Raw genomic sequence first — 25429 nt, 5'->3', positions numbered from 1 at the left:
GGATCCGCCCCTTCCTTCACTGCCAATTTTCCCTGCGAAGCGCCTAGTAGAGCGCGGCCTCCGACTCGGTGGCCGGCGTCACGCCATGGCCGAGGTTCGCGGCCAGCTTGGCTCCGAGCTCGGCGTCCACGTTCGCCCAGTACTGGATGGCGCGGGCGCGGATGTCATCGCTCTGCACCCCACCCACGGCACCGGTGATGGTCTCGAGGAAGCGGGCGCGCTGGGCGTCGTCGAACACCTCGCGGTACAGCGTCCCGGCCTGGCCGAAGTCGTCGTCCTCGGCGTGCAGCGAGTGAGCCGCGTAGACGAGGTCGCCGTCGTTCTCCCAGCCGCCGTGCGCGCCGTACTGCGACGGATCGGCCGCGGGGCCGCCCACCGAGTTCGGTGCGTACACGGGAGTGGACGCCGAGTTGAAGTGGTAGCGCGCGGCGCCGTCCTTCGAGTAGTTGTTGACCTCGTTCTTTGGCATGTTCACCGGCAGCTGCGCGTGGTTGGTCCCCACGCGGTAGCGGTGCGCGTCCGCGTAGGAGAAGATGCGCGCCTGCAGCATGCGGTCCGGGCTCGCGGCGATGCCGGGCACGAAGTTCGACGGCGCGAACGTGGCCTGCTCGATCTGCGCGAAGTAGTTCTCCGGGTTGCGGTTCAGCGTGAGCGTGCCCACCGGGATCAGCGGGTAGTCGCCCTGCGGCCACACCTTCGTGAGGTCGAACGGGTTGAAACGGTAGTTCTTGGCGTCGTCGTACGGCATGATCTGGACCTTGAGGTCCCAGCTCGGGTGGTTGCCCTTGGCGATGTTCTCCGAGAGGTCGCGCAGGTGGTGATCGGCGTCCGAGCCGGCGAGCGACTCCGCCTCGTCGACGGTGAGGACCTCGTGGCCCTGGTTGGACTTGAAGTGGTACTTGACCCAGAACTTCTCGTTGGACTCGTTGATCCACATGTAGGTGTGCGAGCCGTAGCCGTTCATGGTGCGCCACGAGTTCGGCAGGCCGCGGTCACCCATGAGCCAGGTCACCTGGTGCGCGGATTCGGGGCTGAGCGTCCAGAAGTCCCACTGCATGTCGGCGTCGCGCAGGTTGGTGCCGGGAAGGCGCTTCTGCGAGTGGATGAAGTCGGGGAACTTGATGCCGTCGCGGATGAAGAACACCGGGGTGTTGTTGCCCACGAGGTCGTAGTTGCCCTCGGAGGTGTAGAACTTCAGGGCGAAGCCGCGGGGGTCGCGCCAGGTGTCGGGTGAGCCCTGCTCGCCGGCCACGGAGGAGAACCGGGCGAGGGTCTCCGTCGTCGCGCCCTTCTGGAAGAGCGCCGCACGGGTGTACATGCTGACGTCCTCGGTGGTCTCGAACACGCCGAAGGCTCCGCCGCCCTTGGCATGGACCACGCGCTCGGGGACACGCTCGCGGTTGAACTGGGCGAGCTTCTCGATGAGGTAGTGATCGGTCAGGGGGATGGCGCCGTCACGGCCGAGGACGGACGAGTTGCTGTCATCGATGACCGGGGCGCCGGACTGCGTGGTACTGAACACGGACATGGTGCTCCTTCTTCTAGGGATCGTCAGGGGTGGTGTGGGGGAGCGCCGGATCCGGCGCGGCAGTCGTCGCAGAGGCCCTGGTACATGACCTCCGCGATCTGGATGGTCATGCGTCGGGCCCCGGCGGACCATGCGGGGGTGAGGCAGGGTGCGTGACCCACGGCGCAGTCCACGTCCTCGATGCGCCCGCAGCCGGTGCAGACGGCGTGGTGGTGGTTGTCGCCCACGCGCGTCTCGTAGCGGGCAGGGGAGTGGGGCGCCTCGATGCGACGCAGCAAACCGAGGTCCGTGAGGTCCGCGAGGATCACGTAGACGGACTGCACGGTGATCTGGGGTAGTGCGGCGGCCATGGCGGCAGCGACGTCGTCGGCCGTGGAATGCGGGACCTGCTCGACAGCGGCGAGGACGGCGAGGCGCTGGCGCGTCACGCGACGCCCGCCCGCATGCAGGGCAGCCGCCCAGAGGACCTCTCGGGCCTCGGGAGTGGCTGCGGTCTGCGTCATGGCCCCATCCAACCACTTAATCTGAGTTAGTCATAATAAGCCGCGCCGGTATCCGCGCCCCGCAGCTCCGCCGTCCTCGCTACCGTGGGGAGGGTGAATCTCCTGAAACGCGGCTGGGCCTGGGCGCTCGACTACGCCTACGTGGGCTACTGGCAGGCCCACGGCTTCCTCTTCCGCGTGGACCCCGCGCAGTACCTCACGCCTCCGCCCGACGCCCCGCCCGGCAAGGTGCCCGTGCTCCTCATCCCCGGGATCTACGAGACCTGGCAGTTCATGCGGCCCGTAGCCCGGCACCTCCACCTCGCCGGCCACCCCGTGCACGTGGTGCAGAAGCTCGGCTACAACCGGGGCACGGTGGAGCACATGGCCCGCGTGGCCGCCGCGTACCTCGAGGAGCTCGACCTCACGGACGTGGTGGTGGTGGCCCACAGCAAGGGCGGGCTGATCGGCAAGTTCCTCATGACCCTGCCCGACGCCGGAGCGCGCATCACCCGCCTGGTCGCCGTCAACACCCCGTTCTCGGGCTCCATCTACGCGGAGTTCTTCCTCCTCCCCAGCATCCGCGCGTTCTCGCCGCGCAACCGCACCCTCCGGACGCTGCGCGCGAAGCTCGACCTCAACTCCCGCATCACGTCCATCTACGGCCGCTTCGACCCGCACATCCCCGGCGGCAGCCACGTGGAGGGCGCGCGCAACATCCAGCTCGACACCATGGGGCATTTCCGCCCCATCAAGGACGAGCGCGTGCTGCACGAGATCGACCGCGCCCTCGCGGCTGCGGAGCCCGGCACCCCCTGACGCTTGCGGTCCCGGCACTGCGGCGACAGGCTGGGTCCATGCCGAAGGACGCCGTCCCCTCCGATGATGCTTCCGTGCGCATCACGGACCTCGGTGCGCCCTCCCCGGTAGCTGACGCCGCGGACCCGGCGCCCGCGCCGCACGCCGGAGCACGACGACGACGCGCGCTCGCCGTCGCCGGCCTCCTGCTCCTCGCGGGAGCGGCCTACACCGCGACCGCCGTTCCTGCACCGCCCTCCGCGACCACGCCCGTGCAGCCCCGGGCGGGTGTACCCCTCGACGTCTGTTCCGTGAATCCGCACGCCTGTCCGTCGCCCGTGCCGACGGACGCCCGTGTCCGCTTCCTGCCCGACGGGCTCACGGGCACCACGGGGTCCGTGATCATCTGCGACCCGGACACAGGAGCCTGCGCACCCCGTCGCGAGGGTACGTTCACGGCGTGCGACGTCGTCGAGAGTCTGCAAGCCGGCCTCGGCCGATTCCCGCAGGAGGTCGCGAGTGACCTCGTGCTGCCCGAAGGGCAGGAGCCGTTCGTCGCCGTCGGGCCGGGCGGCATCCTGAGCGCCGTCGGTCTCGCGTACCCGGACGGCACCGTGTCCGTGTGCGGGCCGATCGAGTGGCCGTACGTCCTCGAGGGCCGGGAGATGACGCAGGACATCTCGGCCGACGAGTCCGCCGCCTACCTGACGGACGGCCAGACCATCGCCTACCGGGTCGCCGCGGATGGGAAGCTGGAGCTCGTAGGGGTGCGCTCCACGGACGGGAGGGTGACCGAGCTTGATTGAGGCGCTTCCCGCCCCGGGCCGAGGCCCGCACGGAGAGGAGGAGGTCGAGATGCGGATCGTGGTTCTGGACGACTACCAGGGGGTTGCCGCCGGGTACGCGCCGTGGGACTCAGTGGCAGCGGACGTGGAGTTCGTGCGCCGTCCCGTGTCCGACGACGACGACCTCGTGGCGCTGCTCGAGGGCGCCGACGTCGTGGTGGCGATGCGGGAGCGGACCGCCTTCACGGCTGCGCGGCTCCGGCGAATGCCCGGCCTGCGCCTGCTGGTCACCACCGGCAGGGCGAACGCGGCGATCGACCTCGACGCCGCCGCTGCCCTAGGGATCGTGGTGTGCGGCACGGACTCGCCGCCGTCCGCCACCGCTGAGCTGACCTGGGGCCTGATCATCGCCGCCCTCCGCAACATCCCGCTGGAGCACGTCGGGATGCGCGACGGCGGCTGGCAGACGACCGTGGGTGGCGATCTCGAGGGCCGGCGGCTCGGCGTGGTGGGGCTCGGACGGCTGGGGGCACGGGTGGCGCGGATCGGCCTTGCGTTCGGCATGGACGTGGTCGCGTGGAGCCAGAACCTCGACCCCGAGCACGCGGCGGGGCTCGGCGTCCGAGCGGTCACGAAGGAGGAGCTGCTGAGCACCTCGGACGTCATCACGCTCCACTACAAACTCAGTGATCGGAGCCGCGGCCTCGTGGGGGCAGCCGAGCTCGCGCTGATGCGTCCGTCCGCCCTCCTCGTGAACACCTCCCGCGGGCCGTTGATCGACACCGATGCCCTGGTGGAGGCCCTCCGCGAGGAACGTATCGGCGGAGCCGCCCTCGACGTCTTCGACGTGGAGCCGCTGCCCGCCGACCACCCGCTCCGCAGCACCCCGCGCACCGTGCTCACACCGCACCTCGGGTACGTCACGGACGGCACCTACCGGGTCTTCTACACCCAGGCGGTCGAGGCCATCGCGGCGTGGATGGGCGGGAACCCCGTCCGCAGGCTCGCCTAGCCCTCTCTGCGCGAATCGTTGCCGGTGCGAACCACTGCACCACTAGACTCGTGCCGTGCCCCGCCTCCTCGCCGACATCACCCCGCTGAAGGAGTCACCGGCCTTCCGCAGGCTCTACATCGGCACCGCGCTGTCCGCCATCGGCACCCAGCTCACCATCGTGGCCGTCAGCCTGCAGATCTACTCCCTCACGCAGTCGACGTTCAGCGTGGGCCTGCTCAGCTTCTTCGCGCTCGTGCCCCTGGTCGTCGCCGGGCTCTACGGCGGAGCGATCGCCGACGCCCAGGACCGCCGGAAGGTTGCACTCTGGTCCGGGCTCGCGCTGTGGGGCACCACCATGGCCATCGCCGCGCAGGCGTGGATCGGCGTCGACAGCGTCTGGCTGCTCTACCTCCTCATCGCCGTCCAATCCGGTGCCGCCGGTATCAACCAGCCCACCCGCAGCTCGATCATCCCGCGCCTCGTCCGTCCCGAGCTGCTGCCCGCCGCCAACGCGCTCAGCATGATCACCTTCGGACTGGCGTTCACGCTCGGCCCGCTGCTCGCCGGCGTGCTCGTGGCGCAGGTGGGCTACGCCTGGACGTACACGGTCGACGTCGTCACGTTCACCTTCGCGCTGTGGGCGCTCTACAAGCTCCCGCCGCTGCCGCCCGAGGGCCAGACGCGCAGGGCCGGGCTCGCCACGGTGCTCGAGGGCTTCCGGTTCCTCGGCACCCGCCCCAACATCCGCATGACCTTCATCCTCGACCTCATCGCGATGATCTTCGCCCAGCCGCGCGCGCTCCTGCCCGCCGTCGGCGCGGTCTTGATCGGTGGAGGGGAACTCACGGTCGGCATCCTGCTCGCCTCCGGCGCGTTCGGGGCGGTGCTCGCCGGGCTGTTCTCCGGGCCCCTCGGGCACATCCACCGGCAGGGCCTCGCCGTCATCTGGTCCATCGTGGGGTGGGGTGCCTCCGTGGCCGGCTTCGGACTCGTGGTCGTGATGGCCACCTCCTCCGCCCTGCCCCGGCCCGGCGAGGGCGAGCTCTCCGTGTGGGTGCTGCCCGCCGCGGCCTGCCTCGTGCTGGCAGGCATCGCCGATTCGATCAGCAGCGTCTTCCGCAACACCATCCTGCAGTCGGCCACACCGGACGCCATGCGCGGGCGCCTGCAGGGCGTCTTCATCGTCGTCGTCGCCGGTGGCCCACGCCTGGGCGACATGGTGGCGGGCGGTCAGGCCACGTGGCTGGGAGAGGGGTGGACCGCCGTCGTCGGCGGGATCGCGTGCGCCCTCCTGGTGCTCGCCGTCGCGCGTTGGCAGCCGCGCTTCGCACAGTACGATTCGCGGCGTCCAGAGCCCTGAGCCGGCGTACGTCAGCCCGGACTCGTACCATGACAGGAACGGGCAGCGAGGGTGCGCCGTTTCACCTGACGGGCCCACCCGCCCTCTCGTCACAAGGAGTACCAGTGCACAACCACTTCAACGGGGCCAAGACGGCACTGCTGTTCGGCGCCCTCATGGGCGTCTTCCTCGTGTTCGGCGCGGCGATCGCCGCCGCGACCGGCAGTTCCATGTTCATCTGGCTGTTCGCGCTGATCGGCGTCGGCTCGATCTTCTACAGCTACTGGAACAGCGACAAGATCGCCATCCGCAGCATGCGCGCCGTGGAGGTCACGGAGCAGCAGGCGCCCGCCATGTACCGGATCGTGCGGGAGCTGAGCGCCCGCGCCCAGAAGCCCATGCCGCGGCTCTACGTCTCGCCCACCATGGCGCCCAACGCGTTCGCCACCGGCCGCAACCCCGAGAACGCGGCCGTGTGCTGCACCCAGGGGATCCTGCAGCTCCTCGACGAGCGCGAACTCCGCGGTGTGCTCGGCCACGAGCTCATGCACGTCTACAACCGGGACATCCTCACGGGATCCATCGCGGCGGCCGTCGCAGGCGTCATCACGTCCGTGGCGCAGATGTTCGCCTTCACCGGCATGATGGGCGGGAACCGTGGGCAGGGCGGCAACCCCATCGGGGCGCTGCTGCTCGCGATCCTCGCGCCGCTCGCCGCGGGCCTCATCCAGACGGCCATCGGCCGCACGCGCGAGTTCGACGCCGACGAGGACGGCGCCGCCCTCACGGATGACCCCCTGGCCCTCGCCTCGGCACTGCGCAAGCTCGAGAGCGGTACGCAGCGGGCACCCCTGCCGCAGGACCAGCGGCTCGTGAACACCTCGCACCTCATGATCGCCAACCCGTTCCGCGGCGGCGGCATGAGCAGGCTGTTCGCCACGCACCCGCCCATGGGCGAGCGGATCGCCCGCCTCGAGGGCATGGCCCGGGCTCCCCGGCGCTAGGCGTCACCCTCCTCCGCACTGCATCACGAACGACGGCGGCCCCACCTTCCAGCGAAGAAGTGGGGCCGCCGTCGTCGTGTCGTCTCCTGCAGGGTCAGCGCATGTTCACGAACTGCAGATCGGCCTCGTCGAAGCCCTTGAGCAGGGCCATGGTGGCCTGGAGGTCATCGCGCGACTTCGAGCTGACCCGGAGCTCGTCGCCCTGGATCTGCGACTTGACGCCCTTGGGCCCCTCGTCGCGGATGAGCTTGTTGATCTTCTTCGCGAGATCCTGGGCGATGCCCTCCTTGATCTCGGTCTCGAGCCGGAACTCCTTGCCGGAGGCGTAGGGCTCTCCGGTCTCGAGCGACTTCAGGGAGATGCCGCGCTTGATCATCTTGGACTGCAGGACGTCGAGGACCGCGAGTACGCGCTCCTCCGAGTTGGCTTTCATGAGGATCTTCTCGCCGCTGAAGTCCACCTCCGCGCCGACCCCCTTGAAGTCGTACCGCTGGACGATCTCCTTCTGCGCCTGGTTCAGCGCGTTGGCGACCTCCTGCTTGTCCACTTTGCTCACGACGTCGAACGTGGATTCACTCGCCACGATGCCTCCTGGAGATGGTTGGGTTTTCTGGCCTCCAGCTTATCGCCAACCCCGCTCGACGGCGCCGCGCCCTTCACAGCCCGCACCCAGCGGGAGCGGGAGGGGAGTACAGATTCCGGTGACACGGTGAGGCCAGACGATGCACCGAAGGAGCGAGAAAGATCATGCCCGACCAGCCACGCCGCCGCTACCGCGTCCGCCTCCGCAAGGCCCTCGCGGGTTCCGTGTTCGCCGCGGCCACCGCGGCCACCGCGGCCTCGCTGACCGGCTTCGGTGCAGCGCCCGCCCTCGCGGCCCCGACCAGGGTGGTGAGCGCGAGCTCCGCCTACGCGGACGACGCCGGGCGTGGCCTGGACGACGTCGTTCTCGGGGCGGACACGGCGTTCACCGTGGGAGGGGTGGATCTCGCCACCACCGCGTACCCCGCGACGTCGGACGGCGAGCGGCTCGCCGGCGTGCGCGCGGACCTCGACCGCGCGGTCCTCCTCCGGTTGGTCACGCCCGAGCAGGCGAACGCCTTCTACGCGCAGATCGAGCGGCGTGTGGCTGCCGGTCTCTAGCCGACGGTCGATTCGTCTCGGGGCGGGTTTGTCTGTAAAGTTCTTTTGTCCGCGCTTGCCGCGGGCGGTCTTCCAGTGAAGACGTTCGGCAGATTACCCGAGCGGCCAAAGGGGGCTGACTGTAAATCAGCTGGCAACGCCTACGGGGGTTCGAATCCCTCATCTGCCACAGGACCGAGAGGCCGGTACAGCCGTTGGAGACAACGGAGGTGCCGGCCTTTCGCATGGGATCGACGATGTGCAGGTCGACCCGCGGGAGTCCATCCGCTCCTTCGGAGCAGGTTTTCCGGCCTCCCGCAATACCGCCGCACGCTCCCGAGAACTGTCAGGAGCCGCCCCTACAGTGAGGAACGAGGGGCAGGAGGGCCACCATCACCAGTGAACCGAACGCCCGGATCGGGTGGCTCGACAGCCTGCGCGGCGTCGCCATCCTCCTCGTCGTCCTGCTCCATGCCGGTGAAGCGCTCCGCATCGCCACAGGTCCCGTGCCCGGAGTCGATCAGGTCAACCTGTTCCTCGAACCGTTCCGCATGCCGGTGCTCATGTTCCTCTCGGGCATCCTGCTGCCGCAGTCCGTCGCGAAGACCGGCCGCGAGTACTTCGCCGGCAAGGTGTCGATGGTCGCGTGGCCCTATGTCCTGTGGTCGGTGATCATCCTCGCCGCCAGCGGGGACCTCGCAGTCACGTCGCTCGCGCAGATCGCCTACTTCTCGCCGACGTACCTCTGGTACCTGTGGTTCATCCTGGTGTTCTACGTGCTCGCGTTCCCGCTCAGGCGTGTGCCACCGCTGGTGATCGCCGGCGTGGGCTTGGGCGTCTCCTTCCTCCTGCCCGACGCGAGCAGGGCCGAGACGATGGCCTTCCTCGCAGCCTTCTTCTTCTTCGGCGCGTGGTGCGCGAAGCACGCCGGGGCCGTGGAACGGGCCATCAGCAGGCCCTGGGTCCTGGCGCTCGCGGCCGCCTCGGCCGTGACGGTGGGCGTGCTCAGTGTCGCCGGACGCGACGTGCTGTACCGCGGCGAATTCGTCTGGGGCGTGCTCGGCGCGCTCGGCGTCCTCTGCTGGGTCTTCCCCCGCCTGCCCACGGGAAGGACGACGGCGGCCCTCGAGTTCGTGGGTCGCTACTCCCTCGTGTTCTACGTGGCGCACCTCGGGCCCATCATGATCGCGTTGGCCCTGGCCGACTCCGCCGGCCTCTCGGAGGGCTGGTTCATGCTGCCGCTCCTCGTGCTCGTGGGGGTGGGCGCGCCCGTCGGTCTGGCATGGATGTATTCGACGCGCCGGCACGCGTCGGTCAACCTCCTGTTCGAACTCCCCGCGCTCAAGAGGAGGCCACGCGACCGTGCCTCACGCTTCCGGGGGCTGCGGCAGGCCTAGCCGCCTCCGCACCTGACCGGGATGCCGCCTGTTAGGGTGCGTCATCATGACCTCCTCGCCGTCAGATCCGCACTTGCTGGCCCTTGCGGAGTCCTTCAGGACCACCCTGCGCCACGCCGTGTACCTCAGCCGGTCCATGGAGGAGCCGGGCGACATCACCACCATGCAGATGAGCACGCTCGGCATGGCGGCGGACCAGCCGCTCAGGGTCAGCCGCGTCGCAGCGAACCTGGGTGTCCGCGTACCCTCCGCGACCGAGCAGATCATCAAGCTCGAGCAGGCGGGCCTCGTGACGAGGCGGCCCGACCCGACGGACTCACGCGCCGTCCTGGTTCACCTCACTGCGAAGGGGCGCAGTGCCTGGGAGGATGCGAGCCGCCGTCGTAACGAGCGCGTCGCGGCCCTCCTGGCGCAGCTCGACGACGACGAGACGGCTGTACTCGCCGCCGCACTCCCGGTCATCGAGAAGCTCAACCACAGCAGCTAGGACCCTGCCGGGGTGACGCTCACCCCGCGAGGATCGCCGTCGTCCCTGGGTCCTCCGCGCCTGCGAAGTAGCGCTCCAGGACGTCGCGGAACACGCCGCGGGAAGGATCCGCGCGGTGGAAGAGGGTCATCGAGGAGTGCAGTTTGCGGGCGTCGATGCCGCCGAGCACCGCCGTGGCGTCCGACCCGTCGAGGTCGAGGAGGGCCGCGGCACACTCCTCGAGCCGCGCTCCGAGGACCGGATGCGCCAGGTAGGCGCGGGCCTCCTCGAGCGACGCGATCGCGTACCGGATCGACGTCGGGCTGCTCCCGAGGCCGGCGATCTGCGGGAAGACGAACCACATCCAGTGGCCGGTCTTCCTCCCACGCCGCAGTTCCGCGAGCGCGCCCGCATAGGTGCCGTGGGCGTCCTGCGCCTCGACGAAGCGGGCGAGGCCGTGGGGATCGGTCACCGGGTCTCCTCGGGTCTCGTGCCTGGGGGGTCTTCTTCGGTAGCGAACACGCCTGACAGCGCTCGGCGCGGTCGCTAGCCTTGAACGATGTCGACTATCAATATCACCGAGGCAAGCTTCCCCGAGACCATCGAGGGCAACGACATCGTGTTCGTTGACTTCTGGGCCGAGTGGTGCGGACCGTGCAAGCAGTTCGCTCCCGTGTACGACGCCGTCTCGCAGCAGCACGACGACGTCACCTTCGCGAAGGTGGACACCGAGGCCGAGCAGTCGCTCGCCGCCGCCGCGGGCATCACCTCGATCCCCACGCTCATGGCGTTCCGGGACAAGGTGCTCGTGTTCTCCCAGCCGGGTGCACTGAACGCCACGCAGTTCGGCGAACTCGTCGACGCCGTGAAGGGCCTCGACATGAAGGCTGTCCACGAGCAGATCGCCCAGCAGCAGACCGAGGGCAGCGGCCCCGCCGCGCAGTAACCCTGCCGGCTGCCGATGTTCCGGGCAGAAAGAAACCCCGCACTCCTCGAGTGCGGGGTTTCTTCATGCTCCGGCAGGGTCGGACGAGTCCGGACTCGTCTGCCGAGGAGGGCGGGATCAGGCCGGCTGGTCCGAGCGGACGATCTCGGCGGGCTTGGCGAGCAGCGCGCTCAGTGACTCGCCGAGGTCCTGCACCGCGGGCCCGCGGAGGTGGGTTTCGAGCAGTTCGGTGCTCTCCCACTGCTCGGTGAGGACAATGTGGTCCTCCTGCGCGTCCGTGATCTCGTACTGGATGCATCCGGGCTCCTGCACCACCTGCTCGATCGCGATCTCCAGGGCGAGCTTCACGCGGAAGAACTCGCCCTCGAGCGGGGTGAACACGGCGGTGACATCGACTTTTTCGCTCATGCCTCCACCCTAGTGCCGGGGACCGGACGGGTCCGCAGAGCTCGGTAAGGGGTCAGCGGGAGCGATGGTCCTCTGGCGAGAGGCGCGGGCCGAAGGTCGGTTTGCGGAAACCGCTGGAGTAGAGGGACCGGACCACGCGCTGGCGCTGCCCCTTCCAGGGCTTCAGCAGTTCGATCATCCCGGCGTCGTCGGTCCGCCGTCCCGTGAGCGCCGCGCCCACGTACGCCGCGAGGTGGTAATCGCCCACGGAGATGGAATCCGGGCAGCCGTGCGTGCGCTGAACCACTTCCGCGACCGTCCAGACGCCTATGCCGGGGACGGACCGGAGGCCGGCGGCAACGGCGTCGCCGCCCGGCTTCGACGCGAGGCGTTCCAGCCCGGTGGCCACGAGCGCGGCCTTGAGGATCGTCGTCGACCTCTTCGCATCGACGCCGGCCCGGTGCCAGTCCCAGGAGGGGACCCTGCGCCACTGCTCGGCCGTCGGAGGGAGGCGCAGCCCTGCGGGTGCCACGTCGCCGGCACCCGGAGCGGCGTCGCCGTACCGCGTGAGGAGGTAGCGCCATGCCCGCTTCGCCTCGATGCCGGTGACCTTCTGCTCGAGGATGACGCGCGCCACGGTGTCCATCATGCGGCCGCAGGCGGGGAGGCGCAGCCCGGGGTTCAGGTACCTGCCCTTCTGTGCGAGGTCGGGCAGGGTCGCACGGAACGCGGCGTCGTCGAACGCGCTCCAGTCGTCGTCGGCGCCGAGGAGGCGCGGCAGGCATTCCAGGGCATTCCCCGCACCCGGGCCCCAGGCGGTCGCGCGGACCCGGCTCTCGTTGAGCGTGCCGTGCTGGCGCAGCGCCAGGGTCACAGGACCGTCGGCGCTGCGGAAGGCCAGCCAGTGGATCGGCGCCTGGACGATGAAGGAGGGATCATGGGCGCCGCACTGCAGCGTTCGGATGGTCCTGGCGAGGTCGTACGGGCCGTCAGGGATCCACTCCGCGGTCTCCGCGCCCGGGAGTGCGACGGCGGGGGCGATGCTCATCCGTTCATGGTGTCACGGCGGTGCGACGGTTCAGGGGCGCCACGACCGAGCGATCATGCGCGGATGGCGGCGGTGATCGCCTCCCCGAGCGACGACGTCGTGCCCGTGCCCCCGAGGTCCCGCGTGAGTGTGTCGCCGCCGGCCGCGAGGACGGACTCGATGGCCGAGAGGACGCCCGCGGCGGCCTCGGGTTCGCCGAGGTGCTCGAGCATCATGGACGCGCTCCAGATCTGGCCCACGGGATTGGCGATGCCTTGGCCCGCGATGTCCGGTGCGGAGCCGTGGACCGGCTCGAAGAGGCTCGGGTAGGTGCGGTCCGGGTTGATGTTGCCGCTCGGTGCCACGCCGATGGTCCCCGTGCAGGCGGGCCCGAGATCGGAGAGGATGTCGCCGAAGAGGTTGCTGGCCACCACGACGTCGAACCAGTCGGGGTGCAGCACGAAGTTCGCGCAGAGGATGTCGATGTGGAACTTGTCGGTGCGGATGCCCTCGTACTGCGCCGCCATCGCCTCCACGCGCTCGTCCCAGTAGGGCATGGTGATCGAGATGCCGTTGCTCTTGGTCGCGGAGGTGAGGTGCTTCTTCTCCCGCTTCTGGGCCAGCTCGAACGCGTATCGGAGGATCCTGTCCACGCCCGTCCGCGTCATGACGGTGTCCTGGATGACGGTCTCCCGCTCCGTCCCCTCGAACATGCGCCCGCCCACGCTCGAGTACTCGCCCTCGGTGTTCTCGCGCACCACGTAGAAGTCGACATCGCCCGGTTCGCGGCCCGCGAGCGGGCTCGTGATCCCGGGGAGCAGGCGCACCGGGCGGAGATTCACGTACTGGTCGAAGTGCCGGCGGAACTGCAGGAGGCTGCCCCACAGCGAGACGTGATCGGGCACGACGTCGGGCCAGCCCACCGCGCCGAAGAAGATGGCATCGAAGGCGCGGAGCTCCTCGAACCAGCCGTCCGGCAGCATCTTGCCGTGCTCCACGTAGTAGTCGGCGCTGGCGTAGTCGAACTCGGACACCTCCACGCGGAAACCGTAGGCCTCGGCCGCGGCGTCGAGTGCGCGCAGGCCCTCCGGCATGACCTCCTTGCCGATGCCGTCCCCCGCGATGGCCGCGATCCTGTACACGTTCGTCATGACTGGCACTCCTTGTCAGCAGGCTGGGTATCCGCCCAGCCTAGGCTCCGGCGCCCGGCTGTCCCAGCCCCTGGTGGGCGCGGTTCGTGTCCTGCGGCGTCACACCCGCTCGGGACCGTGTGTACCAGCCGGTAGCGTTGAGGGCATGAAGTACGCCAACTCGATCGTGGACCTCATCGGCAACACGCCGCTGGTCAAGCTCAACTCCGTCACCGACGGCATCGCCGCCACCGTCCTCGCGAAGGTCGAGTACCTGAACCCGGGTGGCTCGGTGAAGGACCGCATCGCGGTGAAGATCATCGACGCCGCCGAGGCCGAGGGCAAGATCAAGCCCGGCGGCACCATCGTGGAACCGACCTCCGGCAACACCGGCGTCGGCCTCGCGCTCGTGGCGCAGCAGCGCGGCTACAAGTGCGTCTTCGTGGTGCCGGACAAGGTGGGCGAGGACAAGCGCAACGTGCTGAAGGCGTACGGCGCGGAGGTGGTGGTCACGCCCACGGCGGTCGCCCCCGACAGCCCCGAGTCCTACTACGGCGTATCCGACCGCCTGGTCCGCGAGATCAAGGGCGCCTACAAGCCCGACCAGTTCTCCAACCAGAACGGCCCGCTGAGCCACTACGAGACCACCGGCCCCGAGATCTGGGCCGACACCGACGGGAAGCTCACGCACTTCGTCACGGGCGTCGGCACCGGCGGCACCATCAGCGGCACCGGCCGCTATCTCAAGGAGATCTCCGCGGACCGCGAGGGCGGTCCGGTGCGCATCATCGGCGCCGACCCGGACGGCTCCATCTACTCCGGCGGCACGGGGCGCCCCTACTTCGTCGAGGGCGTGGGCGAGGACATGTGGCCCGACTCCTACGACCCCGCCGTCCCCGACGAGATCCTTGCGGTCACCGACGCCGAGAGCTTCGAGATGACGCGCCGCCTCGCCCGCGAGGAGGGCCTGCTGGTCGGCGGTTCGTGCGGCATGGCGGTCGTCGCGGCACTCCGCGTCGCCCGCACCCTCACGGCCGACGACCTCGTGGTGGTCCTCCTGCCCGACGGCGGCCGCGGGTACCTCGGCAAGGTGTTCAACGACGACTGGATGAAGAACTACGGCTTCATGTCCGACGGCGGCGACACCACCATCGCCGCCGTGCTGGGCGCGAAGAGCGGGGCCCTGCCGGACCTCGTCCACGTCCGCCCCAGCGGGACGGTGCGCGACGTCGTCGCGCTCATGCAGAAGCACGGGGTGTCCTCCATGCCGGTGCTCTCCCACGAGCCGCCCGTGAGGATCGGCGAAGTGCTCGGGGCCGTCCACGAGCGCACGCTGACCGAGAAGATCTTCCGCGGCGAGGCATCCATGACCGACGCCGTCGCCGACCACATGGAGTCGAAGCTGCCCCTCATCGGCGCCCTGGAATCGGTGGACGCGGCGCGCACGGCGCTGGAGCACAGCGACACGCTGATGGTGACGAACGTCGGCGCGCCCGTGGGAATTCTCACGCGTCAGGACTTGCTGACATACCTGAGCACGTAACCACCCCACCCCCATTCGCAGGAGCATCGTGACGCACTCTGACGCCCAGGGTTTCAACACCCGAGCGGTCCACGCGGGGCAGACCCCCGATCCCCTCACGGGAGCGGTGATCCCGCCCCTGTACCAGACCACCACCTTCGCGCAGGACGGCATAGGTCAGCTGCGCAACGGGTACGAGTACGGCCGCGGCGGCAACCCGACGCGTGACGCGCTGCAGGTCCAGATCGCCGCCCTCGAGGGTGGCAAGCACGCCTTCAGCTTCTCCTCGGGCCTCGCCGCCGAGGACGCGCTGATCCGTGGTGCCCTCCGGCCCGGCGATCACATCGTCCTCGGGAACGACGCCTACGGCGGCACCTATCGCCTGATCGACCGCGTGCTGTCCCAGTGGGGCATCACCAACACCGCCGTGGACATGGCCGATACTGCCGCCGTGCAGGCCGCGATCGCCGCGCACAACACCAAGATGGTGTGGGTCGAGACGCCGTCGAACCCGATGATGAAGATCACCGACATCGCGGCGACGGCGCAGCTGGCCCACGACGCCGGGGCGCTGCTCGTGGTCGACAACACCTTCGCCTCGCCCTACCTGCAGCAGCCGCTGACCTTCGGGGCCGACGTCGTCGTGCACTCCACCACCAAGTACATCGGCGGCCATTCGGACGCGAGCGGCGGCGCCGTCGTGGTGAACGACGACGAGCTGGCCGAGAAGGTCGGCTTCATCCAGTTCGCGGTGGGTGCCGTTTCCGCGCCCATGGAGGCCTGGCTGACCACACGTGGTCTGAAGACGCTCGGCGTCCGCATGGACCGGCACTCCTCGAACGCGATGGCGATAGCCCGCTGGCTGCAGGAGCAGGACGAGGTGGAGCGCGTCTACTACCCGGGCCTCACCGAGCACCCGGGGCACGAGCTCGCCGCCGCGCAGATGAAGGACTTCGGCGGCATGATCTCCGTGACGTTCACGGGCGGTGCGGAGGCGGCGAAGAAGGTGGCCGAGAACACCCACGTGTTCATCCTCGCGGAGTCCCTCGGGGGCATCGAGTCGCTCATGAACTACCCGTCCGACATGACGCACGCGTCCGTCAAGGGCACCGAGCTCGCCGTCCCCGAGAACCTCATCCGGCTCTCGGTCGGCATCGAGGACATCGAGGACCTCATCGGCGACCTCGAGCAGGCCATCGCGGCACTGCGCTGATCTTCCTGAGCTGGTAGATACAGGAAAGGCCCCTCCTCGGAGGGGCCTTTCGTGTGTCGGCATTCGCAGCTTCGGCTGCACGTCGCACGGCGGGCTGCGGCTTCATGCGCGCCGTTGACGCGTGAGGGTTGCTAATCAGCGGCGCGTCACGACCCGACACGCGGTCCAGCGCTTCAAGCGCGTGCACCAAGCCGCAGCCGCCCCTGGGGACGGGATCCGCAGCCCGACACTGACAGCGAGGGCAGCGCGGACCCGAACCCGGTCAGCGGGAGAAGGGCAACCGCAACCGCTTCTTCGCCTTCGGCTGCGTGAGCTGGAAGTAGTCGCTGCTCTGCGGGAGCCACATGAGGAGCACCGCCACGAGCATGGCGCCCGCGATCAGCGAGAGCCCCGGCGTCCCGCGGACGATGATGGGCACGCCCGCGATGATCCCGATGGTCGTCAGCAGTTCACGCGCGCCCCGCCTGCCCCGCCGCAGGGGGATCAGCAGGATCAGCTGCAGCACGGCGAGTGCCCCGAACAGCGCGCCCAGCCCGATGAACCCTGCGCGCTCGAGATCCTGCACCGCCGCCGACGTGATGAACGTGCCGGCGGCGATGAGCATCAGTACGGAGATTGTGAGCCACAGCACCAGGGCCGCGCGCAGGGTGAAGGGCCGCGGCGGCAGGGGAGTCGCCACCGGCTGCCTAGCCCCGGGGAGCAACGGTGGCGGTGTGGGACTCGACGTCGTACGAGTAGACCTCGGCGCCGCCGATCCACACCTGCAGTGCACGCTGCATGACGTCGAGGGGGTCGCCGCTCCACAGCACCAGGTCGGCGTCCTTCCCGACGGCGAGGGACCCGAGCCGGTCCGCGAGTCCGAGGACCTTCGCGGGGTTGATGGTGATCGAGCGCAGTGCGGTCTCTCGGTCCAGGCCCTCCTTGATGGAGAGGGTGGCCTGGTGCACCAGGAAGTTGATCGGGATGACCGGGTGGTCGGTGATGATCGAGATCTCGACGCCCGCCCGGGCGAGCTTGCCCGGGTTCGCGATGGACCGCCCGCGCAGCTCCACCTTGGACTTGGTGGTGAACAGCGGACCGATCAGCACGGGCGTGCCCCGCTTGGCCAGGACATCTCCGAGCAGGTGGGCCTCGGTGCCGTGGTCGAGCACGAGGTCGTACCCGAACTCGTCGGCGATGCGGATCGCGGTGGCGATGTCATCGGCGCGGTGCGCGTGCTGGCGCCAGGGGATCTCGCGGCGGAGCACCATGGCGAGGGCCTCCATGTGCGGATCACGCGCGTTCTCGTCGGCCTTGCCCATGTAGTTCTGGGCCTCCATGAACGCCTCGCGGATCACCAGCGCCGTGCCCAGGCGGGTGGAGGGCGTCTTGCCCTTGGCCCCGTACACGCGCTTCGGGTTCTCGCCGAGCGCGGACTTCAGACCGCTGGGGGAGCGGAGCACCATCTCCTCGAGGTACCGGCCGTGCGTGTGAAGGGCGACGGCGAGACCACCGATCGGGTTGCCGGAGCCGGGGTTCACGTTCACCGTCGTCACGCCGCCCGCCAGGGCGTCGTCGAATCCGGGGTCGAAGGGGTTGATGGCGTCGATCGCGCGGACGCCCGCCGTGTTCGGGTCCGTCATCTCGTTGGTGTCGTCACCCGCGGCGCCCTCGCCCTCCTCGTGCGTGCCGAGGTGCACGTGCGCGTCCACGAAGCCGGGGAGCAACCATTTGCCGCCCGCATCGATGACCGTGGCCCCCTCGGGGACGTCCACCGACGCCCCGAGCGCGGTGATGCGGCCGTCCTCCACCACCACCGTCCCGTCGAAGGGTTCGCCGTCGATCGGGATCACGTGGGCGTTCGTGATCGCCGTGATGGGGGAGGTGGTTGCCGTGGGCTGTGACATGAGCAGGTGGGCCTTTCGCAGAGGTACCGGACTGTTTTCCACCCTAGCCGTCCGCGGGTGCACGCCCGGGGCCGTGCCTACACTGGATGAGCCGTGCCGGGGACCCCCCGCGAGCCGGTTCCGCACGCACCTCCTTCGGAAGGGATCCATGAGCCAGCGCACCGCCCCCGCGACGCCGTTCGTCCGGGTGCTGGGGCTCGTGGCCTCGGTCGTCGTCGCCGCCGCCCTGCTCACCTGGGCGTTCACCTGGGCGGACGTGATCGGCCTCGACTACCGCGTGTACCGCATGGGCGGACAGTCCGTGGTGGACGCCGACGGCTCCCTCTACACGCGGTCCTTCGGGGAGGGCGCGGGCTCGCTCCTGTTCACCTACCCGCCGTTCGCCGCGCTCGCCTTCACGGTGCTCACGCTCGTGAGCGCGGAGACGGGAGCGGCGATCTTCGTGGGGCTCTCGATCCTCGTCGCCGCGCTCACCTCGCTGGTCGTCACGCGCTACCTAGGCGGTTTCCGGAGTCTCGGGGCCACGCTCCGGCATCCCACCGCGCTGCCGCTCGCGATCGCCGGCACGGGCCTGGTCTGCCTGCTGGGGCCGTGGCGCGAGACCATGGCCTTCTCGCAGGTCAACATCCTGCTCTTCGCGATGATCGCGGCGGACCTCCTCTCCGGGCCGCACCGCCGCGTCCCGACCGGTCTGCTCACCGGGATCGCGGCCGGTATCAAGCTGACGCCCCTCGTCTTCGGGCTCTACTTCCTGGTGCGGGGGGAGTGGAAGCAGCTGTTCACCATGGGGGCCGGGTTCGTGGGGACCATCGCCCTCGGCTTTCTCCTCCTGCCCGCCGAATCGGCGACCTACTGGCTGCAGATGCTCCGGGACACCGGCCGGATCGGCGGCGAGGGATACGTGGACAACCTCTCGATCCGCGGGGCGGTCCTCCACTTCATGGGTCCGGACTTCCCCTCCACCGTTCCCTGGCTGCTGATCTCCCTGCTGCTGGTCGCCGCGACCTCCTTCGTCCTCCATACCGGCCGGCAGCGCGGTGACCGCTTCACCCCCATCGCCATGACCGCCCTGCTGATGCTCCTCATCTCGCCCATCTCGTGGTCGCACCACTGGGTGTGGATCGCCGTCGTGCTCGCGGTGCTCGCCGGTCAGGCCGCGGGCCTCCCGCGCGACCTCCCGGCGTACCGGCGGACGGCGGCCGTCCTGTTCGTTCTCACGCTCGCCGTCTTCGTCTACTCGCCGAAGACGATCGGCCTGCTGTTCGGCGCGGAGGACCTCAACTCGCAACTCACCACCGGCTGGCTGATGGCCTCGAGTGCCGGTGTGTTCTGCGCCCTCGGCATCACCGTGTTCTGGGTGCTGCTCTCGCGGCGGCTCCGGACGGACGCGCGCCTCGAGGAGTCGCTGCGTCTCTCGGACCCGGCCGACGAACTCGTCGCCGGGACCCGGGACACCTGATGGCTGCGGCGTCCGCGCGCGTCCCGCCGGCACCGCTGCGCACCATCGCGGCGCCGGTCAGCCGCCTCCGCGTGGTCGTGGCCTGCGTCGTCGCCCTGCTCCTGCCGCCCCTGCTGGAGGTCGCGGTCCTCGCCGTCGGGCGGTCGCTGCTCGCCGTCGACGTCCTGTTCCAGCTCGCGGGCGTCATCGCCGTCGCACTGATCGGGGGCCTGTGGCCCGCGCTCCTGGCAGCCCTGTGGAGCAGCATCATCCTGAACTACACCTCCACCGAGCCGTTCGGGTCCCTCGAGATCGCCGATACCGGGAACGTGGTGACGGTCCTGATCTTCATCACGGTGGCGGTGGCCGTCTCCCTCGTGGTCGGGCTCTCGGCCCGCCGTTCCCGCGAAGCCGCGCTGGCGCAGCAGGAAGCGGCGCTGCTGGGCGAGCTGGCCCGCGGCGTCCTCGCCGAGGAGGACACGCTGCAGGGTTTCCTCCGGCACGTCCAGGCCCAGTTCGACGCCGACGCCGTGGCGCTCTTCGGCCCCTCCGACGACGCTCCAGCGGCGGACGGCCCAGCAGGCACCTCCGAGGAGGCCGGCGCGAGGGGCGCGACGGGCGATGCCACGACTCCGGTGGCGGACGCTCCGGGCGCGCCCTCCGCAGCGCCGGTGGCCGAGCTCAGGGCCCTGGCCGAACGGCCGACTCCCGCCGAGCCGACCGCATCGGGGCGGCGGCGCGGAGGAGGCCCTGCCCGGAGGAGCGTGTCGGACAAGGGCACGGAGCGGCGTCCCCGCGAGGTCTTGTGGGCGCTCGAGGCGGCGGTCGCCGTCGCCCCCGTGGACGACGGCGTCACGCTGGCCCTCTTCGGCCGCTCCCTGTCCGCGCGTGACCGCGGTGTGCTCACCGCGTTCGTAGGGCAGCTCCGCTCGATGCTGCAGCGCCAGGAACTGCTGGCCAGCACGCGGACCAACCGGCGGCTCGTGGAGGGGAACGTGATGCGCACGGCGATCCTCCGCTCCGTCTCCCACGACCTCCGCACCCCGCTCGCGGGGATCAAGCTCGCCGTCACGAGCCTCCGGCAGTCGGAGGTGACGTTCTCCGCGGAGGACGAGGACGAGCTGCTCGGCACCATCGAGGACTACTCCGACCGGCTGGACAACCTCGTGAACAACCTGCTCGACATGTCGCGCATCACCGGTGACGCCGTCAACGCGCACGTGCGGCCCCTCCGGTGGGGCGACGTCGTCGCTCCCGCGCTCGCGAACGTGCCCGAGGACCGCGTGCAGGTCTCCCTCCCGCCCAACCTCCCGGCCATCGAGGCGGATCCCGGCCTGCTCGAGCGCGTGCTCGCGAACATCGTCGAGAACGCGGTGAAGTACGCGCCGGAGTCGCCCATCGAGATCAGGGCGTCCGTCGGCGGGACCGGACGAGCGCTCATCAATGGCTTCCCGGCGAGCGAGCTGCGGGTCATCGACCACGGCCAGGGCGTCTCCCGCGACGAGGTGGCCGCCATGTTCCGCCCGTTCCAGCGGCTCGACGACGCCCCAGCCGGCGGCGGTGTGGGGCTCGGACTTGCCGTCGCCAAGGGCTTCACCGAGGTGATGGGCGGCGTGCTCGACGCCGAGCAGACGCCGGGCGGCGGGCTCACCCTCGTGATCCGCCTCCCCATCTCCACCGGAGCGGTGGACCTGTGACGCGTGTCCTCGTGGTCGACGACGAGCCGCAGCTCCTCCGCGCCCTGGAGATCAATCTCCGCGCCTACGGGTACCAGTGCGTCACGGCGGTGGACGGCGAGACCGCGCTCGCGGCGGCGTCGGAGCACCACCCGGACGTGGTGGTGCTGGATCTCGGTCTGCCGGACATCGACGGCGTGCAGGTCCTCGAGCGGATCCGCGGGTGGTCGCAGGTCCATATCATCGTGCTCTCGGCCCGTCACGGCTCGCAGGACAAGGTGGCGGCGCTCGATGCCGGCGCGGACGACTACGTGACGAAGCCGTTCGGGCTCGACGAGCTGCTCGCACGGCTCCGCGCCGCGACCCGACGGGCCGCCATCACCGCCGACGCGCCGGTCATCGAGACCGTCGACTTCATGCTCGACGCCGGTGCACGGCGCGTCACGAAGGACGGCCGGGACGTGCGGCTCACGCCCACCGAATGGAAGATCCTCGACCGGCTGATCGCGCAGCCCGGGCGCCTGGTGTCCCAGCAGCAGCTGCTCCTGGACGTGTGGGGCCCCGCCTACGCCAAGGACGTCCAGTACCTCCGGGTGTACATGGCGCAACTGCGGAAGAAACTCGAACCGGACCCGGGCGTGCCCCGGTACTTCGTGACCGAGAGCGGCATGGGCTACCGGTTCGACCCCTAGGAAGGAGGCCGGGTGGGCACCGCCTAGGATGGGCGCCATGATCCAAGGCTCCCTCCTCGCCGTCTGCCGGGTGCACGCACTGCACCCCACGAAGGATTCCACCGGTGTGACGGCGATCGACAAGCGCCCGGTCGAGGGCGCCGTCGCCGTCCATGCCCTCGGCCTGACCGGGGACCTCCAGGCGAGCCGCAAGCACCACGGCGGCCCCACGAAGGCGGTGTACGCCTACTCCCAGGCGGACGCCGATTTCTGGGCGGAGCAGCTCGGGCGCGAGGTGACGCCGGGATTGTTCGGTGAGAACCTGCGGGTCGCGGGCATCGACGCCTCGAACGCCGTGATCGGAGAGCGGTGGGCCGTCGGCCCGGAGGTGGTGCTCGAGGTGACCATGCCCCGCACGCCGTGCGTGAACTTCGCGCGCTACCTGGGGGAGCGGTCCTGGGTGAAGCGCTTCGCGGAGGCGAACCGTGTGGGGACCTACCTGAGCGTGGTGACCAAGGGCAGCATCGCCGCCGGTGACACCGTCCGCGTGACGGACGTCCCGGAGCACGGCATCACGGCCTCGCAGGTGTACGCCGGCCTCGACGGCGACCAGGCGCAGGTGCTCCTGGACGCAGCCACCGAGGGCCGGTTGACGCTCACCCCGCAGGTCCGCAAGGCCGCCCTGGCGGGGCTCCGCATGGCGGCTTCCGCCTGACGTGCCGAAGGTCACCCCGGCGTCGTCCTCCTTTCGTGGTGACGCGGTGGCGACGTGCCGTAGACTGGAGATATCCCCCACACCGGTATCCCCGTAGTTTCCGTCCCTTTCGGACGGTTGGTTGTGTTGGGGCTCGGAGCTAAGACTCACGAGCAGATTCATCAGGGAGCGCCGGCTAGAAGAAGAGTCACACCCACCGCTGAGACAGCGGCGACCACGGTGTGACGAGGAGTTCGGCCCCGGGATTGAAACAGGTACGGATTCCACGTTCATTCGGCTCTGCGGGCTCCAGCCCGTCAGGGCTGTCCGGCACCTACCTGGAGGAATTTTTTCCGTGCCTGAAAACCTGCCCGAGCAGATCATCGACATCATGCCCGTCACCGAGCCGACCACGGCTCCCGCCGCACAGGGCGACGACGACGTGACCATCCGCTTCACCGAGCTCAACCTCGACGGCCGCATCCTCGCCGCCCTGACCGACCTCGGCTACGAGAAGCCGTCGCCCATCCAGGCGGCCACCATTCCCGCACTCCTCGAAGGCCGCGACGTCGTGGGCCTGGCGCAGACCGGCACCGGCAAGACCGCCGCGTTCGCCGTCCCGGCGCTCTCGAAGATGGCGGAGCTCGCCGACGTCAACGGCGGCCCCAGCAAGAACACGCAGGTCCTGGTGCTCGCACCGACCCGCGAGCTCGCGCTCCAGGTGGCCGACGCCTTCACGTCCTACGCCAAGCACATGGAGGGCTTCACCGTCCTCCCCGTGTACGGCGGATCCCCCTACGGCCCGCAGCTGAACGGCCTCCGCCGTGGCGCGCAGGTCGTCGTCGGAACGCCCGGACGCGTCATCGACCACATCGAGAAGGGGTCGCTCGACCTCTCCAACCTCGAGTACGTGGTGCTCGACGAGGCGGACGAGATGCTCCGCATGGGCTTCGCCGAGGACGTCGAGAAGATCCTCTCCTCCACGCCCGAGGAGAAGCAGGTTGCCCTGTTCTCCGCGACCATGCCCCCGGCCATCCGCCGCATCGCCAAGAAGTACCTGAACGATCCGGCCGAGATCTCGGTCAAGGGCAAGACGACCACGGGCACCAACACGCGTCAGCGCTACCTGCAGGTCATGGGCCCGCACAAGCTCGACGCGATGACCCGCATCCTCGAGGTGGAGGACTACGACGGCATCATCGCCTTCGTCCGCACCAAGGCGGCCACCGAAGACCTGGCGGACAAGTTGCGTTCACGGGGCTTCTCGGCAGCAGCCATCAACGGGGACATCCCGCAGCAGCAGCGTGAGCGCACGGTCGAGGCCCTGCGTGACGGCAAGATCGACATCCTCGTCGCCACGGACGTCGCCGCCCGTGGCCTCGATGTGGAGCGCATCTCGCTCGTCGTGAACTACGACATCCCGAACGACACCGAGTCCTACGTCCACCGCATCGGCCGCACCGGCCGTGCAGGGCGCTCGGGTGACGCGATCCTCTTCATCACCCCGCGTGAGAAGTACCTGCTGCGGTCGATCGAGAAGGCCACGCGCCAGCCGGTCGAGCAGATGCAGCTGCCCTCCACGGACAAGATCAACGAGCTGCGCCTCAGCAAGTTCGCGGACAAGATCACGCAGACGCTCGCCGGCAAGGACGTGGCCCTGTTCCGCGACCTCATCGCCACCTACGAGCGCGAGCACGACGTGCCCGCGACCGAGATCGCTGCCGCCCTCGCCGTCATGGCGCAGAACGGCCAGCCGATCCTCGTCCAGGACATCCCCGTGGCACCCGCCGGTCAGCGCGAGCGGGCCGAGGGCCGGAAGGACGCCTTCGGGTCACGTGGACCCACGCGGACCCTCACCGAGGGCAACGCCACCTACCGCATCGCGGTGGGCCGTCGCCAGCGCGTGATGCCGGGCTCCATCGTCGGTGCGATCGCCAACGAGGGCGGCATCTCGTCCTCGCAGATCGGCGGCATCGACATCCGGGCCGACCACAGCCTCGTGGAACTCCCGGCGGATCTCTCGACCGATCAGCTGCGGGCTCTCTCCCGCACGCGGATCGGCGGCGAGCTGATCCACCTCGAGCTGGACAAGGGCCGCAAGCCTGCGGGCAACCGCGGCGCGGGCGAGTTCAAGAAGCCCTTCAAGAAGGACTTCCCGAAGCGCGACGGCGACACCCGCTTCTCGGGCGACGCCAACCGCAAGCCGCGCCACGCGAAGGGTGCCGGAGCAGGCACCGGACGCTCCTCGGCGCAGTCCGAGCAGTGGTAGGAACCCGCTGATCGTCACCCTCCGGATCTGCGGTCCACGCAGGTCCGGAGGGGGCTCCGGTGATTTCGCCAGAGCCCAGGGAAACTGGTAATGTTTCTTGCTGTTGCCCCCCTAGCTCAGTGGTAGAGCGCGTTCTTGGTAAGAACGAGGTCACCGGATCGATTCCGGTGGGGGGCTCTGGAATGAGGGGCCCGTGACGATCATCCGATCGGTGCGGGCGGCCTCATTTCGGGGCGGTGTAGCTCAGCTGGTTAGAGCGCACGACTCATAATCGTGAGGTCCCGGGATCGAGTCCCGGCACCGCTACAACCCGAAGGCCCCGGAGCTCAGCTCCGGGGCCTTCGTCGTTCCTGGAACCCTTCCTACCGGTCCCGCTGTACCCGGTGCGGCGTCGACCAGGGGTGGGACGCACGAAGCCCGGCAGGTATCCCTGCCGGGCTTCGTGCCGTACGGGTGCGGGTCTGTCAGAACGTCAGCGTTTGCGGGCCGCGATGTCCTTCACGGATTGCGGTGTGGTGCGGCCCAACTGTTCGTCGAGGGCCACGCGGAGCCGGGCCTTCGCGGCCGTGACCCGTTGGGTGTCCGCGGGCCGACGGTAGGCGGCCGGCGTGGACGGCGTCTGTCGTGTGCGCGCGGTGTCGGTCATCGCCACTCT

General features: G+C 69.7%; 26 protein-coding genes and 3 tRNA genes. 19 read left to right on the top strand and 10 right to left on the bottom strand.

Annotated features, from left to right (window positions below):
• Positions 1 to 43: 43 nt before the first annotated feature.
• Together AC4D16_RS06215 and AC4D16_RS06210 are read right to left on the bottom strand one after the other, a co-directional pair.
• Positions 44 to 1528 (bottom strand): catalase, encoded by a 1485-nt coding sequence (locus tag AC4D16_RS06215; protein ID WP_490954308.1) that lies wholly within the window; start codon positions 1526 to 1528, stop codon positions 44 to 46.
• Positions 1529 to 1551: 23 nt separating this feature from the next.
• Positions 1552 to 2031: a Fur family transcriptional regulator gene (locus AC4D16_RS06210; protein ID WP_490954307.1), complete on the bottom strand. Its 480-nt coding sequence runs from the start codon at positions 2029 to 2031 to the stop codon at positions 1552 to 1554.
• Between the two features lie 93 nt (positions 2032 to 2124).
• On the opposite strand from AC4D16_RS06210, the gene AC4D16_RS06205 reads away from it, so the two are divergent.
• The 5 genes from AC4D16_RS06205 (at position 2125) to htpX (ending at position 6930) form a co-directional block, all read left to right on the top strand.
• Positions 2125 to 2829: an esterase/lipase family protein gene (locus AC4D16_RS06205; RefSeq protein WP_490954306.1), complete on the top strand. Its 705-nt coding sequence runs from the start codon at positions 2125 to 2127 to the stop codon at positions 2827 to 2829.
• 38 nt (positions 2830 to 2867) lie between these two features.
• The gene (locus AC4D16_RS06200; protein ID WP_490954305.1) at positions 2868 to 3614 is read left to right on the top strand and encodes a hypothetical protein; all 747 of its coding nucleotides are present in this window, start codon (positions 2868 to 2870) and stop codon (positions 3612 to 3614) included.
• Positions 3615 to 3663: 49 nt separating this feature from the next.
• Complete coding sequence (locus AC4D16_RS06195) at positions 3664 to 4605, top strand: D-2-hydroxyacid dehydrogenase family protein (RefSeq protein ID WP_490954304.1); 942 nt, start codon at positions 3664 to 3666, stop codon at positions 4603 to 4605.
• A 55-nt stretch (positions 4606 to 4660) separates the two neighbouring features.
• Entirely contained in the window at positions 4661 to 5947 is a 1287-nt protein-coding gene (locus tag AC4D16_RS06190) for an MFS transporter (RefSeq protein ID WP_490954303.1), read from the top strand.
• Positions 5948 to 6051: 104 nt separating this feature from the next.
• Positions 6052 to 6930, top strand: coding sequence for a zinc metalloprotease HtpX (htpX, locus tag AC4D16_RS06185; RefSeq protein ID WP_490954302.1), 879 nt, complete (start codon positions 6052 to 6054; stop codon positions 6928 to 6930).
• A gap of 94 nt (positions 6931 to 7024) precedes the next feature.
• On the opposite strand, the gene AC4D16_RS06180 is transcribed toward htpX, so the two are convergent.
• Entirely contained in the window at positions 7025 to 7513 is a 489-nt protein-coding gene (locus AC4D16_RS06180; RefSeq protein ID WP_490948260.1) for a YajQ family cyclic di-GMP-binding protein, read from the bottom strand.
• Positions 7514 to 7677: 164 nt separating this feature from the next.
• Between AC4D16_RS06180 and AC4D16_RS06175 the strand changes: the two genes are divergently transcribed.
• From AC4D16_RS06175 to AC4D16_RS06160, 4 genes are all read left to right on the top strand, one after another.
• Positions 7678 to 8073, top strand: coding sequence for a hypothetical protein (locus tag AC4D16_RS06175; protein ID WP_490954301.1), 396 nt, complete (start codon positions 7678 to 7680; stop codon positions 8071 to 8073).
• An 87-nt stretch (positions 8074 to 8160) separates the two neighbouring features.
• Positions 8161 to 8242 (top strand) — tRNA-Tyr (locus tag AC4D16_RS06170).
• 202 nt (positions 8243 to 8444) lie between these two features.
• Positions 8445 to 9449, top strand: a complete 1005-nt coding sequence (locus tag AC4D16_RS06165; protein WP_490954681.1) for an acyltransferase family protein — start codon at positions 8445 to 8447, stop codon at positions 9447 to 9449.
• Between the two features lie 46 nt (positions 9450 to 9495).
• Positions 9496 to 9936: a MarR family winged helix-turn-helix transcriptional regulator gene (locus AC4D16_RS06160; RefSeq protein ID WP_490954300.1), complete on the top strand. Its 441-nt coding sequence runs from the start codon at positions 9496 to 9498 to the stop codon at positions 9934 to 9936.
• A 19-nt stretch (positions 9937 to 9955) separates the two neighbouring features.
• On the opposite strand, the gene AC4D16_RS06155 is transcribed toward AC4D16_RS06160, so the two are convergent.
• A complete protein-coding gene (locus AC4D16_RS06155) occupies positions 9956 to 10387 on the bottom strand; it encodes a DUF1810 domain-containing protein (protein ID WP_490954299.1) in 432 nt (143 codons plus the stop codon).
• Positions 10388 to 10474: 87 nt separating this feature from the next.
• Between AC4D16_RS06155 and trxA the strand changes: the two genes are divergently transcribed.
• The gene (gene trxA, locus AC4D16_RS06150) at positions 10475 to 10861 is read left to right on the top strand and encodes a thioredoxin (protein ID WP_490948264.1); all 387 of its coding nucleotides are present in this window, start codon (positions 10475 to 10477) and stop codon (positions 10859 to 10861) included.
• Between the two features lie 117 nt (positions 10862 to 10978).
• Here the strand turns inward: trxA and AC4D16_RS06145 are convergent, their stop codons facing one another.
• The 3 genes from AC4D16_RS06145 to AC4D16_RS06135 are packed head-to-tail and all read right to left on the bottom strand — an operon-like array spanning position 10979 to position 13426.
• On the bottom strand, positions 10979 to 11269 hold the full coding sequence (locus tag AC4D16_RS06145; protein ID WP_490954298.1) for a putative quinol monooxygenase: 291 nt from the start codon (positions 11267 to 11269) through the stop codon (positions 10979 to 10981).
• Between the two features lie 52 nt (positions 11270 to 11321).
• Positions 11322 to 12296, bottom strand: coding sequence for a DNA-3-methyladenine glycosylase family protein (locus tag AC4D16_RS06140; RefSeq protein WP_490954297.1), 975 nt, complete (start codon positions 12294 to 12296; stop codon positions 11322 to 11324).
• A gap of 53 nt (positions 12297 to 12349) precedes the next feature.
• On the bottom strand, positions 12350 to 13426 hold the full coding sequence (locus AC4D16_RS06135) for a tartrate dehydrogenase (protein WP_490948267.1): 1077 nt from the start codon (positions 13424 to 13426) through the stop codon (positions 12350 to 12352).
• Positions 13427 to 13571: 145 nt separating this feature from the next.
• Here AC4D16_RS06135 and AC4D16_RS06130 point away from each other — a divergent pair, with 145 nt between their 5' ends.
• Positions 13572 to 14948, top strand: a complete 1377-nt coding sequence (locus AC4D16_RS06130; protein WP_490954296.1) for a cystathionine beta-synthase — start codon at positions 13572 to 13574, stop codon at positions 14946 to 14948.
• 28 nt (positions 14949 to 14976) lie between these two features.
• The gene (locus tag AC4D16_RS06125) at positions 14977 to 16140 is read left to right on the top strand and encodes a cystathionine gamma-synthase (RefSeq protein WP_490954295.1); all 1164 of its coding nucleotides are present in this window, start codon (positions 14977 to 14979) and stop codon (positions 16138 to 16140) included.
• A gap of 262 nt (positions 16141 to 16402) precedes the next feature.
• Here AC4D16_RS06125 and AC4D16_RS06120 read toward each other — a convergent pair whose 3' ends face one another.
• Together AC4D16_RS06120 and AC4D16_RS06115 are read right to left on the bottom strand one after the other, a co-directional pair.
• Positions 16403 to 16819: a hypothetical protein gene (locus AC4D16_RS06120; RefSeq protein ID WP_490954294.1), complete on the bottom strand. Its 417-nt coding sequence runs from the start codon at positions 16817 to 16819 to the stop codon at positions 16403 to 16405.
• A gap of 7 nt (positions 16820 to 16826) precedes the next feature.
• Positions 16827 to 18026 carry an amidohydrolase gene (locus tag AC4D16_RS06115; protein WP_490954293.1) on the bottom strand — a complete coding sequence of 400 codons (1200 nt, stop codon included), beginning with the start codon at positions 18024 to 18026 and terminating at the stop codon, positions 16827 to 16829.
• A 148-nt stretch (positions 18027 to 18174) separates the two neighbouring features.
• On the opposite strand from AC4D16_RS06115, the gene AC4D16_RS06110 reads away from it, so the two are divergent.
• The 7 genes from AC4D16_RS06110 (at position 18175) to AC4D16_RS06080 (ending at position 25080) form a co-directional block, all read left to right on the top strand.
• A complete protein-coding gene (locus tag AC4D16_RS06110; protein WP_490954292.1) occupies positions 18175 to 19485 on the top strand; it encodes a glycosyltransferase 87 family protein in 1311 nt (436 codons plus the stop codon).
• Positions 19485 to 21161 carry an ATP-binding protein gene (locus AC4D16_RS06105; protein ID WP_490954291.1) on the top strand — a complete coding sequence of 559 codons (1677 nt, stop codon included), beginning with the start codon at positions 19485 to 19487 and terminating at the stop codon, positions 21159 to 21161. Before AC4D16_RS06110 ends, AC4D16_RS06105 begins: the two co-directional genes overlap by 1 nt.
• Entirely contained in the window at positions 21158 to 21832 is a 675-nt protein-coding gene (locus AC4D16_RS06100; protein WP_490954290.1) for a response regulator, read from the top strand. The genes AC4D16_RS06105 and AC4D16_RS06100 overlap by 4 nt, the downstream gene beginning before the upstream one ends.
• Positions 21833 to 21869: 37 nt before the next feature.
• Positions 21870 to 22526 carry an MOSC domain-containing protein gene (locus tag AC4D16_RS06095; protein WP_490954289.1) on the top strand — a complete coding sequence of 219 codons (657 nt, stop codon included), beginning with the start codon at positions 21870 to 21872 and terminating at the stop codon, positions 22524 to 22526.
• 370 nt (positions 22527 to 22896) lie between these two features.
• On the top strand, positions 22897 to 24774 hold the full coding sequence (locus tag AC4D16_RS06090) for a DEAD/DEAH box helicase (RefSeq protein ID WP_490948766.1): 1878 nt from the start codon (positions 22897 to 22899) through the stop codon (positions 24772 to 24774).
• Positions 24775 to 24879: 105 nt separating this feature from the next.
• Positions 24880 to 24951 (top strand) — tRNA-Thr (locus AC4D16_RS06085).
• Positions 24952 to 25006: 55 nt separating this feature from the next.
• A tRNA-Met gene (locus AC4D16_RS06080) sits at positions 25007 to 25080 on the top strand.
• Positions 25081 to 25246: 166 nt separating this feature from the next.
• Here the strand turns inward: AC4D16_RS06080 and AC4D16_RS06075 are convergent.
• Positions 25247 to 25420: a hypothetical protein gene (locus tag AC4D16_RS06075; RefSeq protein ID WP_490954288.1), complete on the bottom strand. Its 174-nt coding sequence runs from the start codon at positions 25418 to 25420 to the stop codon at positions 25247 to 25249.
• Positions 25421 to 25429 lie beyond the last annotated feature (9 nt).

Source organism: Arthrobacter sp. TJ-236 (assembly GCF_058269235.1).
The sequence above is the reverse complement of the archived record's forward strand: the minus strand, read 5'-3'. Positions and strand labels throughout refer to the sequence as shown.